The 15,979-nt window shown below is 59.4% G+C and carries 16 protein-coding genes; 12 read left to right on the top strand and 4 right to left on the bottom strand.

Going from position 1 to position 15,979, the window contains the following annotated elements; translation table 11 throughout:
• Positions 1-33: 33 nt before the first annotated feature.
• A complete protein-coding gene (locus tag ACUTQY_RS22540; protein WP_046687946.1) occupies positions 34-933 on the bottom strand; it encodes a LysR substrate-binding domain-containing protein in 900 nt (299 codons plus the stop codon).
• 141 nt (positions 934-1,074) lie between these two features.
• On the opposite strand from ACUTQY_RS22540, the gene ACUTQY_RS22545 reads away from it, so the two are divergent.
• The 4 genes from ACUTQY_RS22545 (at position 1,075) to ACUTQY_RS22560 (ending at position 3,953) form a co-directional block, all read left to right on the top strand.
• Positions 1,075-2,085 carry an aldo/keto reductase gene (locus ACUTQY_RS22545; protein WP_096242669.1) on the top strand — a complete coding sequence of 337 codons (1,011 nt, stop codon included), beginning with the start codon at positions 1,075-1,077 and terminating at the stop codon, positions 2,083-2,085.
• A 53-nt stretch (positions 2,086-2,138) separates the two neighbouring features.
• On the top strand, positions 2,139-2,936 hold the full coding sequence (locus ACUTQY_RS22550) for an SDR family NAD(P)-dependent oxidoreductase (RefSeq protein WP_033645342.1): 798 nt from the start codon (positions 2,139-2,141) through the stop codon (positions 2,934-2,936).
• A 36-nt stretch (positions 2,937-2,972) separates the two neighbouring features.
• Positions 2,973-3,389: an SRPBCC family protein gene (locus tag ACUTQY_RS22555; protein ID WP_033645343.1), complete on the top strand. Its 417-nt coding sequence runs from the start codon at positions 2,973-2,975 to the stop codon at positions 3,387-3,389.
• Between the two features lie 144 nt (positions 3,390-3,533).
• Positions 3,534-3,953: a VOC family protein gene (locus tag ACUTQY_RS22560; RefSeq protein WP_033645344.1), complete on the top strand. Its 420-nt coding sequence runs from the start codon at positions 3,534-3,536 to the stop codon at positions 3,951-3,953.
• On the opposite strand, the gene ACUTQY_RS22565 is transcribed toward ACUTQY_RS22560, so the two are convergent.
• Positions 3,950-4,633, bottom strand: coding sequence for a Crp/Fnr family transcriptional regulator (locus ACUTQY_RS22565; RefSeq protein WP_033645345.1), 684 nt, complete (start codon positions 4,631-4,633; stop codon positions 3,950-3,952). The genes ACUTQY_RS22560 and ACUTQY_RS22565 overlap by 4 nt on opposite strands.
• A gap of 158 nt (positions 4,634-4,791) precedes the next feature.
• Between ACUTQY_RS22565 and ACUTQY_RS22570 the strand changes: the two genes are divergently transcribed.
• Both ACUTQY_RS22570 and add read left to right on the top strand, forming a co-directional pair.
• Positions 4,792-5,733 (top strand): nucleoside hydrolase, encoded by a 942-nt coding sequence (locus tag ACUTQY_RS22570; protein WP_033645346.1) that lies wholly within the window; start codon positions 4,792-4,794, stop codon positions 5,731-5,733.
• A gap of 9 nt (positions 5,734-5,742) precedes the next feature.
• Complete coding sequence (gene add / locus ACUTQY_RS22575) at positions 5,743-6,735, top strand: adenosine deaminase (RefSeq protein ID WP_046688558.1); 993 nt, start codon at positions 5,743-5,745, stop codon at positions 6,733-6,735.
• 29 nt (positions 6,736-6,764) lie between these two features.
• On the opposite strand, the gene ACUTQY_RS22580 is transcribed toward add, so the two are convergent.
• Positions 6,765-7,964: a BaiN/RdsA family NAD(P)/FAD-dependent oxidoreductase gene (locus tag ACUTQY_RS22580; RefSeq protein ID WP_033645347.1), complete on the bottom strand. Its 1,200-nt coding sequence runs from the start codon at positions 7,962-7,964 to the stop codon at positions 6,765-6,767.
• A 300-nt stretch (positions 7,965-8,264) separates the two neighbouring features.
• On the opposite strand from ACUTQY_RS22580, the gene pitA reads away from it, so the two are divergent.
• A complete protein-coding gene (gene pitA / locus ACUTQY_RS22585) occupies positions 8,265-9,767 on the top strand; it encodes an inorganic phosphate transporter PitA (RefSeq protein WP_033645348.1) in 1,503 nt (500 codons plus the stop codon).
• Between the two features lie 74 nt (positions 9,768-9,841).
• Here pitA and uspB read toward each other — a convergent pair whose 3' ends face one another.
• Complete coding sequence (gene uspB / locus ACUTQY_RS22590; RefSeq protein WP_004930978.1) at positions 9,842-10,177, bottom strand: universal stress protein UspB; 336 nt, start codon at positions 10,175-10,177, stop codon at positions 9,842-9,844.
• 433 nt (positions 10,178-10,610) lie between these two features.
• Here uspB and ACUTQY_RS22595 point away from each other — a divergent pair, with 433 nt between their 5' ends.
• The 5 genes from ACUTQY_RS22595 to ACUTQY_RS22615 all read left to right on the top strand — a co-directional run bounded on the left by ACUTQY_RS22595 (position 10,611) and on the right by ACUTQY_RS22615 (position 15,962).
• Positions 10,611-11,384: an SDR family oxidoreductase gene (locus ACUTQY_RS22595; RefSeq protein WP_033645349.1), complete on the top strand. Its 774-nt coding sequence runs from the start codon at positions 10,611-10,613 to the stop codon at positions 11,382-11,384.
• 104 nt (positions 11,385-11,488) lie between these two features.
• Positions 11,489-12,397, top strand: coding sequence for a LysR family transcriptional regulator (locus ACUTQY_RS22600; RefSeq protein ID WP_033645350.1), 909 nt, complete (start codon positions 11,489-11,491; stop codon positions 12,395-12,397).
• Positions 12,398-12,664: 267 nt separating this feature from the next.
• Positions 12,665-13,102, top strand: a complete 438-nt coding sequence (gene uspA, locus ACUTQY_RS22605) for a universal stress protein UspA (RefSeq protein WP_004930988.1) — start codon at positions 12,665-12,667, stop codon at positions 13,100-13,102.
• A 200-nt stretch (positions 13,103-13,302) separates the two neighbouring features.
• Positions 13,303-14,646, top strand: coding sequence for an NADP-specific glutamate dehydrogenase (gene gdhA, locus ACUTQY_RS22610; RefSeq protein ID WP_021505207.1), 1,344 nt, complete (start codon positions 13,303-13,305; stop codon positions 14,644-14,646).
• 329 nt (positions 14,647-14,975) lie between these two features.
• On the top strand, positions 14,976-15,962 hold the full coding sequence (locus ACUTQY_RS22615; protein ID WP_033636379.1) for an autoinducer 2 ABC transporter substrate-binding protein: 987 nt from the start codon (positions 14,976-14,978) through the stop codon (positions 15,960-15,962).
• Positions 15,963-15,979 lie beyond the last annotated feature (17 nt).

Genomic DNA, 15,979 nt, shown 5'->3' on the forward strand with positions numbered 1-15,979 from the left:
CAGGCGCCATCCGGGCCGGACGCCGCCGCGCGATCAGTGGCAGGCCGGCCCGGCCGACATCACTTCGCGAAAGTGGGTGACCAGCGGGCGCAGGTTGGCCTTGTGCCACACTGCCCACAGCTGCGTGGTGTATTGCATCCAGGGCAGCTCGCGCAGCACCACGCCTTGCGGCGCGTTATGCCGCAGGCTGTGCTGGATAAGCGTCATCCCCAACCCGGCGGCGACCAGCCCCAACGCCGTCAGCGGCTCGCCCGCTTCCAGCCGAATATCCGGATCGAACCCGGCCTTCACGCAGGCCGCCACGAAGTCGTCGCGCGAATGGGCATCCTCTTTGTGGATCACCGAGATCCAGGCCTGATCGGTGAGATCCGCCGGCTGCAGCGTTTCCCTGTCCGCCAGCGGATGCGTCTGCGGCAGGGCCAGCAACATGCGATCGTCCAACACCTGCGTATAGTTCAAATCCTGATCGTCGCGATCCGGCGCCGTATTGACCAGCGCCACGTCCAGGCTACGCTGCCGCAGCCCTTCCAACTGCATGGAAGAAGGCTGGCTGTAAAGCACGATGTGCACATCCGGCCGGGACACCCGCAGCGACCGCAAGGCGTTCGACAAGACGCCGGAGTGCATCGCATTTTCGATATAGCCGATGCACAGCCCACCGTCTTCACCCCGCCCCAGGCGGCGTCCGAGCGATTCGAGCCGGTTGGCGTGCGTCAACAGCGCGCGGGTTTCGGCCAGAAACGTCTGGCCGTCAGCGGTCAGGCGAATGCGCTGCTGATTGCGCTCAAACAGCATCAATCCGAGACGTTCCTCAAGCTGGGAAATCTGCCGGCTCAGCGGCGACTGGGAAATGTGCAGCCGTTCGGCAGCGCGGCCGACGTGCTCCTCTTCCGCCACCGCGACGAAGTATTTCAACTGACGTAAATCGATCATGTGAGACCTCAAAGGACTTAACTTAGACAAATTATGTCCTATCAAGTCACAACTTGCCACGCTATCTTTAGCCTCGTGACGGGGCAGACGCACTGTGCGCCCCCCAATTTCCCTGAAAAGATAACGTATTGAGGACCTGACATGAGCATCAGAAATATTTTACCCGGCAAGATCGGTTTGGGCGGCGCACCGCTCGGCAATATGTTCCGCAACATCCCGCAAGACGACGTGCAAGCCACCGTCAGCGGCGCCTGGGATCTGGGCATCCGCTACTTCGACACCGCGCCGCTCTACGGTTCCGGCCTGTCGGAAATCCGCATGGGTGAAGTGCTGTCGCACTACCCACGCGATGAGTATGTGCTGAGCACCAAAGTGGGCCGCATCATGCTGGACGAAGAAGAAGACACTTCCGCCCGCGATCTGGGCGAGAAAGGCGGTTTGTTCGAACACGGCTTGAAGAACAAAATAGTCAACGACTACTCCGCCGACGCCACGCTGCGTTCCATCGAAGACAGCCTGAAGCGCCTGAAAACCGACCGCCTGGATATCGTCTGGATCCACGATCCGGCCCAGGATTTCTACGGCGACAACTGGATTGAACAGTTCAACATCGCCCGCACCGGCGCTTTCCGCGCGCTGACCCGTCTGCGTGAAGAAGGGGTGATCAAGGCCTGGGGCCTCGGCGTCAACCGCGTCGAGCCTTGCGAACTGGCGCTGGGCCTGAGCGAAACGCAGCCGGACGCCTTCCTGCTGGCCGGCCGTTACAGCCTGCTGGATCATGAACGCGCGCTGCAACGTTTGATGCCGGAAGCCCTGGCGAGCAACGTCGACATTGTCGTCGGCGGCCCTTACAACTCCGGCGTGCTGGCCGGTGGCGAGCACTACGAATACCAGAAAGCATCCCCGGCGGTGCTGGCGAAAGTGGCGCAAATCAAAGCGATCGCCGCTCGCTTCCAGGTCGACATCAAAGCCGCCGCGCTGCAGTTCTCGCTGGCTAACCCGGCGGTCGCCGCCGTGATCCCCGGTTCGAGCCGCCCTGGCCGGATGGCCGAAGATCTGGCCGCGCTGGACGCCGTTATCCCGGCTGAATTCTGGGCCGAAATGCGCCGTCAGAAACTGGTGGCCGACAACGCGCCGCTGCCGATTCGTTAAGTTTTATGGGGCCGCATGGCCCCATTACCCCCATTAACTCGATGAGATACATGATGAAACTGGATCTTTCAGGCAAAGTCGCCGTCGTCAGCGGCTCCACCTCTGGCATCGGCCTCGGCATCGCACGCGGGCTCGCCAAAACGGGCGCCACCGTGGTGATCGTCGGCCGTCAGAAAGCCGGGGTCGATAACGCCATCGCCGACATCAGCGCCAACGTGCCCGGCGCGCAGGTGCGCGGCGTGGTCGCCGATCTCGGGACGGAACACGGGGCTGCAACCCTGTTCGCCGCGGAACCGAGAGCCGACGTGCTGATCAACAACCTGGGCATTTTCAACGATAACGACTTCTTTACCGTGCCCGACAGCGAGTGGATGCACTTCTATAACGTCAACGTCCTCTCAGGCGTGCGGCTGGCGCGCCACTATGCGCAGAGCATGACCGAGCAGGGTTGGGGACGCATTATTTTCGTGTCGTCCGAATCCGGCGTCGCCATCCCGGCGGACATGATCAACTACGGCGTCACCAAAAGCGCCAACCTGGCGGTGTCTCACGGCCTGGCGAAACGCCTCGCCGGCACCGGCGTGACGGTCAACGCCATCCTGCCGGGGCCAACCTTTACCGAAGGCCTGCAAGACATGCTGGCGGATGCGGCGGCCAAATCCGGGCGCAGCGCCCGCGATCAGGCCGACGAGTTCGTTAAAACCGAACGCCCAAGCTCCATCATTCAGCGCGCGGCGGACGTCGATGAAGTGGCCAACCTGGCCGTTTACCTCGCGTCTCCGCTGTCTTCGGCCACCACCGGCGCGGCGCTGCGCGTCGACGGCGGCGTCGTAGACACGCTGGCAATGTAACCCTGTACCCGAAACCGATATTAAGAGAGAAAGAAAATGGCTACTACATCCGTCTCAATGGACATCCCGGCATCCGCCGACACCGTATGGCAACTGATCGGCGGCTTCGACGCCCTGCCTGACTGGCTGCCGTTCATTCCGAAAAGCGTCATTTCGCAAGGCGGCCGCGTGCGCACTTTGACCACCGCCGACGGCGGCACCGTCATCGAGCGGCTGGAAGCGTTCGATAACCGTCAACGCAGCTACAGCTACTCCATCATGCAGGCGCCGTTCCCGGTGGTGAATTACCTGTCCACCCTGTCAGTGCACGCCACCGACGACGCCAACGTGGCGCGCGTGGAATGGTCGGGCAGCTTCACGCCGGTCAACATCAGCGACGACGAGGCCATCGCCCTGTTCAGCGACATCTACCAGGGCGGCCTGGATGCGCTGAGCGGTAACTTCCCTCGTTAACGCTTGAACACTCAAGCCCCACGGCCGATGGCTGCACCCATCGGCCGTTTTTTTTTGGTTTGGCCGCGCGAAGCGGCAACGCCGCGAAACAGGATAAATCCGCCATCGCCGCTTATGCTGTAAAGGAGATGTTCATTTGAGGAGATGACCGTGCGCCCTTTCAACCTGCAACAGTTGGATCATGTGGTTCTGCGCGTGCGCGATATGCAGAACAGCCTGCGTTTTTATACCCAGGTCATCGGTTGTGATATCGCCAAACAGCGGCCGGATTTGGGGCTGGTGCACCTGCGCGCCGGCGCCTCCATGATCGACCTGGTGGACGTCAACGGCGTGCTGGGGAAAAAAGGCGGCGAAGCGCCCGATCTTCATCGGCAAAATGTCGATCACGTCTGCCTGCGCATCGATCCGTTCAACGAAGACGCGTTGTTGACCTACCTGCGATCGCAGGGGATCGACGCGGATCCCGCCGAATCGCGCTACGGCGCGGAAGGCGACGGGCCGTCGATTTATTTCAGCGATCCGGACGGCAATCGCGTGGAATTGAAAGGGCCGGCGCTCGATTAACCGCTTTGGTTACCTTCGATAGCGGACAGCCGTTGGCGATCGGTCACCCGCAGTGATTTGTTTTTAAACTGAATGATGCCTTCCGCCGCGAGCTGCGCCAGCGCGCGGCTCAGTTGTCTGACGGAGATGCCCAATCTCGCCGCCAGCGCCTCCCGGTTTTCCAGCTCAATCAACTCCCCTTCGCTCTTTACCTTGAATAATAAAAATTTTCGCAGTTTATATTCCGCCGTCAAAACGCCGTTCGCATGCAGCAAGGAGGAATTCAGCAGCTTATTGCTCAATTGCCGGCAGATAAAGGTGAGGAATGCCGGGTCGCTCAGGGCGTGATTGTTGATGACCTCTATCGGTGCCGCGAGAAGCAGCGCGTCGGTCACCGCCTGCACGGTGCTGAACAGCGTGCGCTGCGCCTGGGAGAACAGCTCCAGATCGCCAATTACCGAGAAATCCGTTTCGAAGGAAAAGACAATGTGCGCGCCATTCACATCAAAATTCTCAACCTGCAATTTTCCCTGCACGAGAAAAAACAGGTGGGTCAAACGATCGCTTTGCGTCACCAGGTATTCGCCGGCTTCGACGCTCACCAGGCGCAGTGCGGCGAGCAGCGTGGGCGAAAGCGCCGTTTGCAGATCGTGAACCTCAATGAACGCTTCTTTTAGCTTGCTGTCACCGACCGTTTTCAAGGCGATTCACTCCCAAGGCTCATCCTTAAACGTCTTGCCTCCTCGCTTTCGACTGCGTTCAGCATAGCCGACGCGCTTCAGAACGAAAAAGGACATCTGACCTTTTTTGCCTTGGGCCGCCTGGGTATTTTCTCCGTACCCCCTACGAGGAGATTGCCATGCGACACATTCTGATAGACACCGATACCGCTTCCGACGATGCCGTTGCGCTGCTGATGGCGTTGCGCGAACCTGGCGTGAAAGTGGAAGCGATCACCGCGGTCGCCGGAAACTGCCCGCTAGAACACTGCGTCAAAAATGCGCTCATTTGCGTGGAAAAAGCGGGAACCTATGCTCCTCCGGTTTACGCCGGCATGGCGAAACCACTGTTTCGCACGCGCTATCACTCGCACCATATTCACGGTGAAGACGGCATGGGCGACATGGCCTTGCCGACCCCACGCTTGGCCGTAGAACCCGTTCATGCCGTGGACGCCATCATCGACTGCGCCGCACGGCTCAAGGGCGAGCTGGAAATCGTCACCCTGGGGCCGCTGACCAATCTCGCGATGGCGGTGCTGAAAGCGCCCGCGCTGGCCGAAAAAGTGAAGCGCGTGTATGTCATGGGCGGTTCCGGACTGACGCCCGGCAATATCACCCCGCTGGCCGAATTTAATTTTTACGCCGACGCCGAGGCTGCGCATCTGGTGCTCACTGCCGGGCTGCCGCTCACTCTCGTCGGCTGGGAGATCGGCATGGGGGAAGCGTTTATCGACGAACGCGATATAGAACGATTGAATAACCTCGGCGAACTGGGACGCTTTGCCGTGCGCTGCAATCGCGCGCTGATGGCGTTCAACGCACGGCGCACCGAACGCAAAGGGTTTGATTTGCCCGATCCGACCACCATGGCGGTGGCGCTCTATCCAGATATCGTCGAGACCAGTCTGGAAGCGTATTCATGGGTAGAATATAAAAGTGAGAGGTCTTACGGCCATTACGTCATCGATTCCACTCAGCTTACCGGCGAACCGGCCAATGCGCGCGTGATTACCCGCATTAAGCCCGGCCTGTTTAAAGAAAAACTGTTCTCGTTGTTATCTCAGCCGTTAATGAAATAAGTGACCCGCATGAAATTCGATCCAAGAAAATTGAAGAAAGTGGAATTACACGTCCATTTGGATACCTGTTTAAGCTACCACTATTTAAAAAAGGTCGACCCGCAAATAACCAGAACGGCATTTAATCGGCAATTTGTCGCGGCGAAACGATGCGCCGATCTGGGGGACTTTCTAAGCAAGATAGCGCCGCAAATAGATCTATTGCAGACAAGCCAGGCGATAGCGCTGGCCGTCGAGGACTTATTCGCGCAGTTGGCGGCGGATAATGTCATCTATGCCGAGCTGCGCTTCGCGCCGCTGCTGCATACCCGGCTGGGGTTAACCGGCGAAGCGGTGGTCGAGACGGTGCTGGCGGCCATGCATAACGCCTCGCGGGCTTACGGCATCGCCGCCGGGCTTATCCTATGCACGCTGCGGCATTTCGACGCGGCCGCCAGCCTGCAAACGGCGAAGCTGGTTATCGATTATCAGGGAAGCGGCGTGGTGGCGCTGGATTTGGCCGCCGATGAAGCACGTTACCCGCTGACCCACCATGTGGCGGCCTTTCGCACCGTGCTTGCCGCCGGCGGCAACGTCATCGCCCACGCCGGTGAGGCGAAAGGCCCCGACAGCGTGCGGGAAACGCTAGATAGGCTGCAGGTGTCACGCATCGGCCACGGCGTCAGAAGCATCGAGGACCCTGCGCTCGTCGAGCGCCTGGTAGCCACCGGCGTCCTGCTCGAGATCTGCCCCAGCTGCAATCTCACCTGCAATTTGTTCGACAGCATCGACGATCATCCGATAGATCGGCTCAAAAAGTGGGGGGTGCGGCTAAACGTGAATACCGATGCGCGCACCGTCGTCGATACCACGCTGAACAAGGAGTACCAGCTGTTGCATGACGCCTTCGGCTGGCAGGATGACGATTTTAACCGCAGCAACCGACAGGCGCTGGAGGCGAGTTTTCTCGACGGCGATACTAAAATTAAATTAATGAGTCAGCTCAATGCCGGGTCGATGTGACCCGGCGCGTTTCAAGGCCAACCGGCGTTTTAACGCCCCTGCGCCGCCAGCGCCTGGGCGCAGGCCCAGGCCGAGCTCCAGGCCCACTGGAAGTTGTAACCGCCCAGCCACCCGGTCACGTCCACCACTTCGCCGATAAAATAGAGCCCCGGCGCCTTGTGGGCTTCCATCGTCTTGGAAGAAAGTTCGTTGGTGTCGACGCCGCCGAGCGTCACCTCCGCCGTGCGATAACCCTCGGTGCCGTTCGGCTGCACGCGCCAGTTCTGCAACAGATCCACCAGTGCCGCCTGCTGCGGCGCATTCAGCTGCTTCAGCGTCGCCTCCGGCAGTTGTCCCAGGGTCTGCAAGCATTCCACCAGCCGCTTCGGCAAGTGCAGCGCCAGGGTGTTTTTCAGGCTTTGGTTAGGGTGCTGCAGGCGCTGTTCATCAAGGAAGCCCGCCAGATCAAGCTCAGGAAGTAAGTTAATGCTCACATACTCACCCGGTTGCCAGTAGCTGGACAGCTGCAATACCGCCGGGCCGGACAGGCCGCGATGGGTGAACAGGATGCTTTCACGGAAGCTGACGCCGTTCTCGGCGGTGATCACCGCCGGCACCGACACGCCGGACAGCGTTTGCACATGCTCCAGCAGCGGCTTATGCAGGGTAAACGGCACCAGCCCGGCGCGCGTCGGCAGCACCCTGAGGCCGAACTGCTCCGCCAGCTTGTAACCGAACGGCGAGGCGCCCAGCCCCGGCATGGATAATCCGCCGCTGGCCACCACAAGTGAGCGAGCACTTACTTTTTCGCCATTCAGCGCCAGCGCGTAGCCGTTCTCGGTTTTCTCCACGCCCAGCACTTCGCTGCGCAGGCGCATCGTCACCTGGCCCAGCTCGCACTCTTTGACCAGCAGATCCACCACCTGCTGCGCCGAATCGTCGCAGAACAGCTGCCCCAGCGTTTTTTCATGGTAGGCGATGCCGTAACGGTTGATCAGATCGATGAAGTCCCACTGGGTGTAGCGCGCCAGCGCCGACTTGCAAAAATGCGGGTTGTTCGACAGATAGGCCGCCGGTTCGGCGTACATGTTGGTGAAGTTGCAGCGCCCGCCGCCGGACATCAGGATCTTGCGGCCCGGTTTTTTGCCGTTGTCGAGCAGCAACACGCGGCAACCGAGTTGCCCCGCCTGCGCGGCGCAAAACATGCCGGCGGCGCCCGCCCCAATCACTACGACATCAAACTGTTCCACCTGAGCCTCACTTATCAAAACCACAATCGCGACAAAAGAGCGCCATATTACGCCGTTTCACCGCCGGTCACCGCCAAATTCACGGCGGCAGATTGTAAAGCCCCCGCGCCGCCAACGCCATAGTAAGAAAATATTACAGAGGTCAGAGCAGATTAACGCATTGATATTCCATATTTTTGTTATAGACACGCCACCATTTCGTCATGTCCAAATCAAAAAAACGTCATATTTTCCTTTTCCCCGGCACCGGTTGTCACTGATAATGCGCGGCGTTCATGTCCACAAACTGGCGTAACGCTTATGCTGCATTTGTTCGCTGGCCTGGATTTCCATACCGGCCTGATGTTAATTCTCGCATTGTTGTTCGTGTTGTTTTATGAAGCCATCAACGGTTTTCATGATACGGCCAATGCGGTCGCTACAGTTATTTATACCCGCGCCATGCGCTCGCAACTTGCGGTCGTGATGGCAGGTTTGTTCAACTTTCTTGGCGTAATGCTCGGCGGTTTGAGTGTTGCTTACGCCATCGTCCACTTGTTGCCTACCGATCTGTTGTTGAACGTCAGTTCAGCACACGGATTAGCCATGGTCTTCTCCATGCTGTTGGCGGCAATCATCTGGAACCTCGGCACCTGGTATTTCGGTCTGCCGGCGTCCAGTTCCCATACGCTGATAGGCGCAATCATCGGTGTCGGTTTAACCAACGCCCTGATGACCCACACTTCGGTCGTGGATGCGCTTAACGTCCCGAAAATGATTGGCATTTTCCTTTCTCTGCTGTTCTCGCCGCTGGTCGGCATGATGGTGGCGGGAGTAATGGTGTTCGCCTTGCGCCGCTATTGGAGTGGCACCAAGAAACGCCAGCGTATCCACATGACCCCAGCGGAACGTGAAAAGGTCGACGGCAAACGCAAGCCGCCGTTCTGGACCCGTATCGCGCTGATCCTGTCGGCGATTGGCGTCAGCTTCTCGCACGGCGCCAACGACGGTCAGAAAGGCATCGGCCTTATCATGCTGGTGTTGATCGGCGTTGCCCCGGCCGGCTTCGTGGTCAATATGAATGCAACCGGTTATGACATCACCCGTACGCGTGACGCCGTGACCCACCTGCAGCAATATTACCAGCAGCACGGCGACGCGCTGTCGCATGCGGTGTCGTTGACGCCGCTGGTGCCAAGCCCGGATGACGAAGCCACGCCTGGCAAACCGGCCGAGTTCCACTGCGACAGTTCGCGCGCCATGCCGGCGATCGAGCTGGCTCAGGGCATGCTGACCAACCTGCAAAGCTACGATCAGTTGACGGTTGAGCAGCGCAGCCATTTGCGCCGCCTGCTGATGTGCGTGACCGACACGGCGGATAAAGTCGCCAAGCTGCCGGAAACCTCATCCGCCGACCAGCGCTTCCTGAAGAACCTGCGTCAGGATCTGCTGCAGACCGTCGAGTACGCGCCGATGTGGATCATCGTCGCCGTCGCGCTGGCGCTGTCGCTCGGCACCATGGTGGGCTGGAAACGCGTAGCCACCACCATCGGCGAGAAGATCGGCAAGAAAGGCATGACCTACGCCCAGGGCGTATCGGCCCAGATGACCGCGGCGCTGTCGATCGGCGTGGCGAGTTATACCGGCATGCCGGTCTCCACCACCCACGTTCTCTCTTCGGCGGTTGCCGGGACGATGATCGTGGACGGCGGCGGCGTGCAGAGCAAAACCGTGAAGAACATCCTGTTGGCTTGGGTGCTCACCCTGCCAATCTCGATTCTGCTTTCCGGTGCGCTGTATTGGGTCGCGTTGAAGCTGATCTAAGCGACAAGCATCATGAGGAAGGCGGCCGCATGGCCGCCTTTTTTTTTGCCTGCATCAAGGGAAACAGAAAGGCATTAATACCAAATCATCATCGCTATCAGGCAGATGACCACCAGGCCGCACAGGGCCGAAGTCAGCATAAACTGCCCGCGCACCCGCTCACAGCGGCGAATAAACTCCGGATCGTGGTGCTCGACATAGCGCTGCGCGAAAATATAACGCACCAGCCTCAGCTGCTTGCTGGGTTGGCCGTGGGCGGTAAAGAAACCGCCGCCGTCGACATATTGGTACAGCAGCGGGTCACAGCCGCGCAATACCACCAGCAGCGCGCGCAGAGAAGAGTAATACCGCACCATGTTAACCACACACACCACACACAAGGCCCAAAACAGCGCGACGGTACTGATCATGATTGCCCCCTCAAGGCGTTGTTATCCGCGGCCATCCGCCGGGTCCAACCGCCCTACCTCATTACCCGATACTCTGCTGGAGCTTACCGCTCTCATCCCCTTTTTTTGCCTGCACGGGCCACGCCCATAACCCACCGCCTCCGAAGACGTTGCCGCACCGCACGATGAGATTTGCACGGCATGGTTCTACTCAGAGGAGAAATGATGAGGCCCATATCCATCATTGTAGGTTAATGAAACGCAAACTGGCCTGAGCAGTGGATAAAATTTACCGCCCTGTGCCGAAAAGTCACCTGCCGGGGCGTTATAAGCGATAACCATCCGTTTCGATTATGTCGCATTTCTGGATAGTCTATCCCGCGCTGCGCCGCTGATCTTTCCCCCCACGCTGGCTAGACTCAGGTTTCCGTTACGCTTATCCAAGGAAACTGTTATGGCAAACCATTCAATCAAGGGAAAAACCGTCCTGATCGCCGGCGGCGCCAAGAACCTCGGCGGGCTGATCGCGCGCGATTTGGCTGAGCAAGGCGCCAAAGCGGTGGTGATCCACTACAACAGCGCCGCCTCCAAAACCGAGGCGGAGAAAACCGTCGCCGCCATTCAGGCCGCCGGGGCGCAAGGCGTCGCGCTGCAGGCCGATCTGACCACGGCGGGCGCGGTCGAGAAGCTGTTCGCCGATGCTGTCGCCGCCGTCGGCAAGCCGGATATCGCCATCAATACCGTCGGCAAGGTGCTGAAAAAGCCGCTGATCGACATCAGCGAAGCCGAGTATGACGAGATGACTGCGGTCAACGCCAAAACCGCGTTCTTCTTCCTGAAAGAAGCGGGTAAGCACCTTAACGACAACGGCAAAATCTGCACGCTGGTCACCTCGCTGCTCGGCGCCTTCACGCCGTTCTACGCCGCTTACGCCGGCACCAAAGCGCCGGTGGAGCATTTCACCCGCGCCGCCGCCAAGGAGTTCGGCGAGCGCGGCATCTCCGTGACGGCGGTCGGCCCCGGCCCGATGGATACCCCGTTCTTCTACCCGGCGGAAGGCGCGGACGCCGTGGCCTACCACAAGACGGCGGCGGCGCTGTCGCCATTCAGCCAAACCGGCCTGACCGATATCGAAGACGTGGTGCCGTTCATCCGTCATCTGGTCAGCGACGGCTGGTGGATAACCGGCCAAACCATCCTGATCAACGGCGGCTACACCACCAAATAAACCCGGCGGGGGCACCTATCGCCCCCGCACCTGCTCGCGCGCAACCGCGCCATGCGGCTACACTCTCTGTCAGAAACGGCGCCAAGGAACAGCAGGTCAACGAGATGGACAGATTCAATCAATACCGCGTATTCGTGCAGGTGGCGGAGATGGGCAGCTTTATCCGGGCGGCCCATGCGCTGGAGGTGCCGCGCGCCTCGGTGTCCGCCGCCGTTCAGCAACTGGAAACGCAGCTGGGCGTGCGCCTGCTGCACCGCACCACACGGCAAGTGCGGCTGACCGCCGACGGCGAACAGCTGCTCGAACGGCTGCGCCCGCTGCTGGCCGAGGTGGAGGATATCGATCAGTCGTTTCAGGCCAGCCAACGGCAGGCCTCCGGGCGGCTCAGCGTCGATGTGCCGAGCCGCATCGCCCGTCGGCTGATCGCGCCGGCGCTGCCCAGCCTGCTGCGGCGCCACCCTCATCTGCAGCTGGTGCTCGGCTCCGCCGATCGCGCCATCGATCTGGTGCAGGAAGGGGTCGACTGCGCGGTGCGCGTCGGCGATCTGCACGACAGCAGCCTGGTGATGCGCCCGCTCGGCCATATCGCGCTGATCAACTGCGCCAGCCCCGCCTACCTGAGCGAATTCGGCCATCCTCTTCATCCCGCCGATCTCGCCGAGGGGCACTGGAGCATCGGCTACGCCTCGCCCAGAACCGGCCGCGAATCCCCCTGGGAATACCTGACCGGCGACGGCCACACCCAGCGGCTCGACTTGCCCAGCCGGGTGGTGGTCAACAACGCCGAAAGCTATATCGCCTGCTGCCGCGCCGGGCTGGGATTGATGCAAATCCCGCGCTACGACGTGCAACACCTGCTCGACGCCGGTGAACTGGTGGAAGTCCTGCCCGGTTACCGCGCCGCCTCCATGCCGATCGCCCTGATCTACCCCCATCGCCGCCAGCGTTCCCGCCGTTTGGCGGTGTTTCACGAGTGGTTTGAAAGCCTGCTGCAACCGCATCTGGAGCGCTGATTGCACATTTAGCGCTATACTTTGTTTAATAACGCTTATAATTCAAGCGGTCAGACCGTTAAAACCCGCATAACCCTTAGGCTTTTTCGCCGCGCGGGTGTACAACGAAAGGTATCGTGCGCAGAGATTTTCGATGCGGCGCAGTGTGATCGCCCCAACATATCATTGCGTTATCCGAATGATACTATGGAACCAAAAGCGCCAGGCGGGTACACGGAACGCCTGCTAACCCTTTTTAATCGGCATGTTTATGGAAGGAGTATTCTTATGGCTTACAAACACATATTGATCGCGGTAGACCTATCCCCGGAAAGCAAGATCCTGGTAGAAAAAGCCGTCTCTATGGCGCGGCCGTATAACGCCAAAGTTTCTCTGATCCACGTCGATGTCAACTATTCCGATCTCTATACTGGCCTGATCGACGTCAATCTCGGCGACATGCAAAAGCGCATCTCTGAAGAAACCCACCAGGCGCTGACCGAGCTGTCGCAAAACGCCGGCTACCCGATCACCGAGACCCTGAGCGGCAGCGGCGATCTGGCGCAGGTGCTGGTGGACGCCATCAAGAAATACGACATGGATCTGGTGCTGTGCGGCCACCACCAGGACTTCTGGAGCAAACTGATGTCTTCCGCTCGCCAGCTGATCAATACCGTGCACATCGATATGCTGATCGTGCCGCTGCGCGACGAAGAAGACGAATAAAGTAAGCGCCTGCTAACTTAACTGCCCAACGCCCGCGCCCTGCGGGCGTTTTTCATGCCGCTACGCCGATTAATCGCTTGATAATCAACCGCCCTCCGATGATATAGTCGCTAAAGACACAACATCCTCCCCCGAGCATCACCTATACCCAAATCTATAAGAAATAGCGGGGGAAAATTTAATGCTAAAAGGAGTTATCCATGGAATATGCCGTATCGGTAGAGTCTTTCCTGTCCTCGTTACAACGCCATAACCCCCACCAGCCGGAATATCTGCAGGCCGTGCGCGAAGTGTTCACCTCGCTGTGGCCATTTATCGAGCGCAACCCGCGCTATCGCGAACAGGCGCTGCTGGAGCGCCTGGTGGAGCCCGAGCGCATCATTCAGTTCCGCGTCAGCTGGGTGGACGATCGCGGCCAGGTGCAGGTCAATCGCGCCTTTCGTGTCCAGTTCAACTCGGCCATCGGCCCCTACAAGGGCGGCATGCGCTTCCACCCGTCGGTGAACCTGTCGATCCTGAAGTTCCTCGGCTTTGAGCAGACCTTCAAGAATGCGCTGACCACCCTGCCGATGGGCGGCGGCAAAGGCGGCTCCGATTTCGATCCGAAGGGCAAAAGCCAGGGCGAGATCATGCGTTTCTGCCAGGCGCTGATGACCGAACTGTATCGCCACTTGGGCCCGGACACCGACGTGCCGGCCGGCGACATCGGCGTCGGCGGCCGTGAAGTCGGCTTTATGGCCGGCATGATGAAGAAACTGTCCAACAACACCGCCTGCGTGTTTACCGGCAAAGGGCTCTCCTTCGGCGGCAGCCTGATCCGCCCCGAGGCGACCGGCTACGGCCTGGTGTACTTTACCGACGCCATGCTGCAGCGCCACGGCTTGGGCTTTGAGGGCATGCGGGTGGCGGTGTCCGGCTCCGGCAACGTGGCGCAGTACACCATCGAGAAAGCGTTGGAGCTGGACGCGCGCGTGATCACCGTGTCGGATTCCGGCGGCACTCTGGTGGACGAAGACGGCTTCACCACCGAGAAGCTGGCGCACCTGGCGGAGATCAAAAACCAGCGCTACGGCCGGGTGGCGGACTATGCCCGCGAACGCGGCCTGACCTACCTGGCGGGCCAGCAGCCGTGGAACGTGCCGGTGGATATCGCCCTGCCGTGCGCCACCCAGAACGAACTGGACCTCGAGGCGGCGCAGACGCTGATCCGCAATGGGGTGAAAGCGGTGGCGGAAGGCGCCAACATGCCGACCACCATCCAGGCCACCGACGCCTTCCTCGACGCCGGGGTGCTGTTCGCGCCCGGCAAGGCGGCCAACGCCGGCGGCGTAGCCACCTCGGGGCTGGAGATGGCGCAAAACGCCGCGCGCATCGGCTGGCGGGCGGAAAAAGTGGATGTACGTTTACAACATATCATGGCGGATATTCACCATGCCTGCGTGGAATACGGCGGCGAGGGCAAGCAAACCCACTATGTACACGGCGCGAATATCGCCGGTTTCGTTAAGGTTGCGGAGGCGATGCTGGCCCAGGGCGTGCTGTAATCGGGCGCAAAGGTGATCTTGTTCACACATCGATTAAATGCTTCAATGCCGGCCTCTGCGCCGGCATTTTTTTCCGCGTCCAAGCCATCAAAATGATGCATGAAAGTTAATTAAAGGTTAATAAAAAGTTATTTATGGCCGTTTAATTGGTAGTAAGTTTACCACCACCAAATAATTAAACATTTATTTAACACTAAATACGCCAGTATTTTACTTAAATGTGCGCAGATCACATTTTATTAACTTCAGCTACGCCCCCTCTTCCATTCCTTTGTAATCTGCAGCGGTGGAAAAACCGCCACCCCTACAGATAAAAAAAGGTACAGCTAATGAAATTTAACCTCGCATTATTAAATGCATGTGTGGTTTCTGCGTGCATGTTATCGACAACACCTGTGTTCGCCGCTGATAAATATGAGATTGCCGTGGTCGCCAAAGTGACCGGCATTCCGTGGTTCAACCGCATGGAAGTGGGCGTCAACGAAGCGGCGAAAAAACTCGACGTCAACGCTTACCAGACCGGCCCGTCTACGCCGGATCCGGCTGCGCAGGTCAAGGTGATTGAGGATCTGATCGCCAAGAACGTCAACGCCATCATCGTGGTGCCGAACGACGCCAAGGTGCTGGAGCCGGTGCTGAAAAAAGCGCGCGACAAAGGCATCGTGGTGCTGACCCATGAATCCCCGGACCAGCAGATCGGCCAGTGGGACATCGAGACCATCGACAGCGAGAAATACGCGCAGGCCAACGTCGATGAGCTGGCGAAAGACATGGGCGGCAAAGGCGGCTACGCGATCTACGTCGGCTCGCTGACTGTGCCGTTGCACAACGCCTGGGCCGATTCCGCCATCAAATACCAGAAAGAAAAATACCCGGACATGTTTGAAGTCACCTCGCGCTTGCCGGTGGCGGAAAGCATCGACAAATCCTACGCCACCACGCTGGATCTGATGAAAACCTATCCGCAGATGAAGGGCATCATCGGCTTCGGTTCGCTCGGCCCAATCGGCGCCGGCCAGGCGGTGGCCAAGAAACGCGCCAAGGACAAAATCGCGGTGGTGGGCATCGCCATGCCGGCGCAGGCCGCTCCTTACCTGATGCGCGGCGACATCAAGAAAGCGCTGCTGTGGGATCCGAAAGACGCCGGTTATGCGCTGGTGACGGTGGCCGACCAGCTGCTGCAGGGCAAAGAAGTGAATAAGGACCTGTCGATCGAGGGCCTCGGCAAAGCCGACGTCGATATGGAACACAAAGTGATTCGGTTTAATAAGATTTTGGAAGTGACCAAAGACAACGCCCAATCGCTCGGATTCTGATTTTTCGCGTAATTTCG

Source organism: Serratia sp. TSA_130.1, from assembly GCF_052691795.1.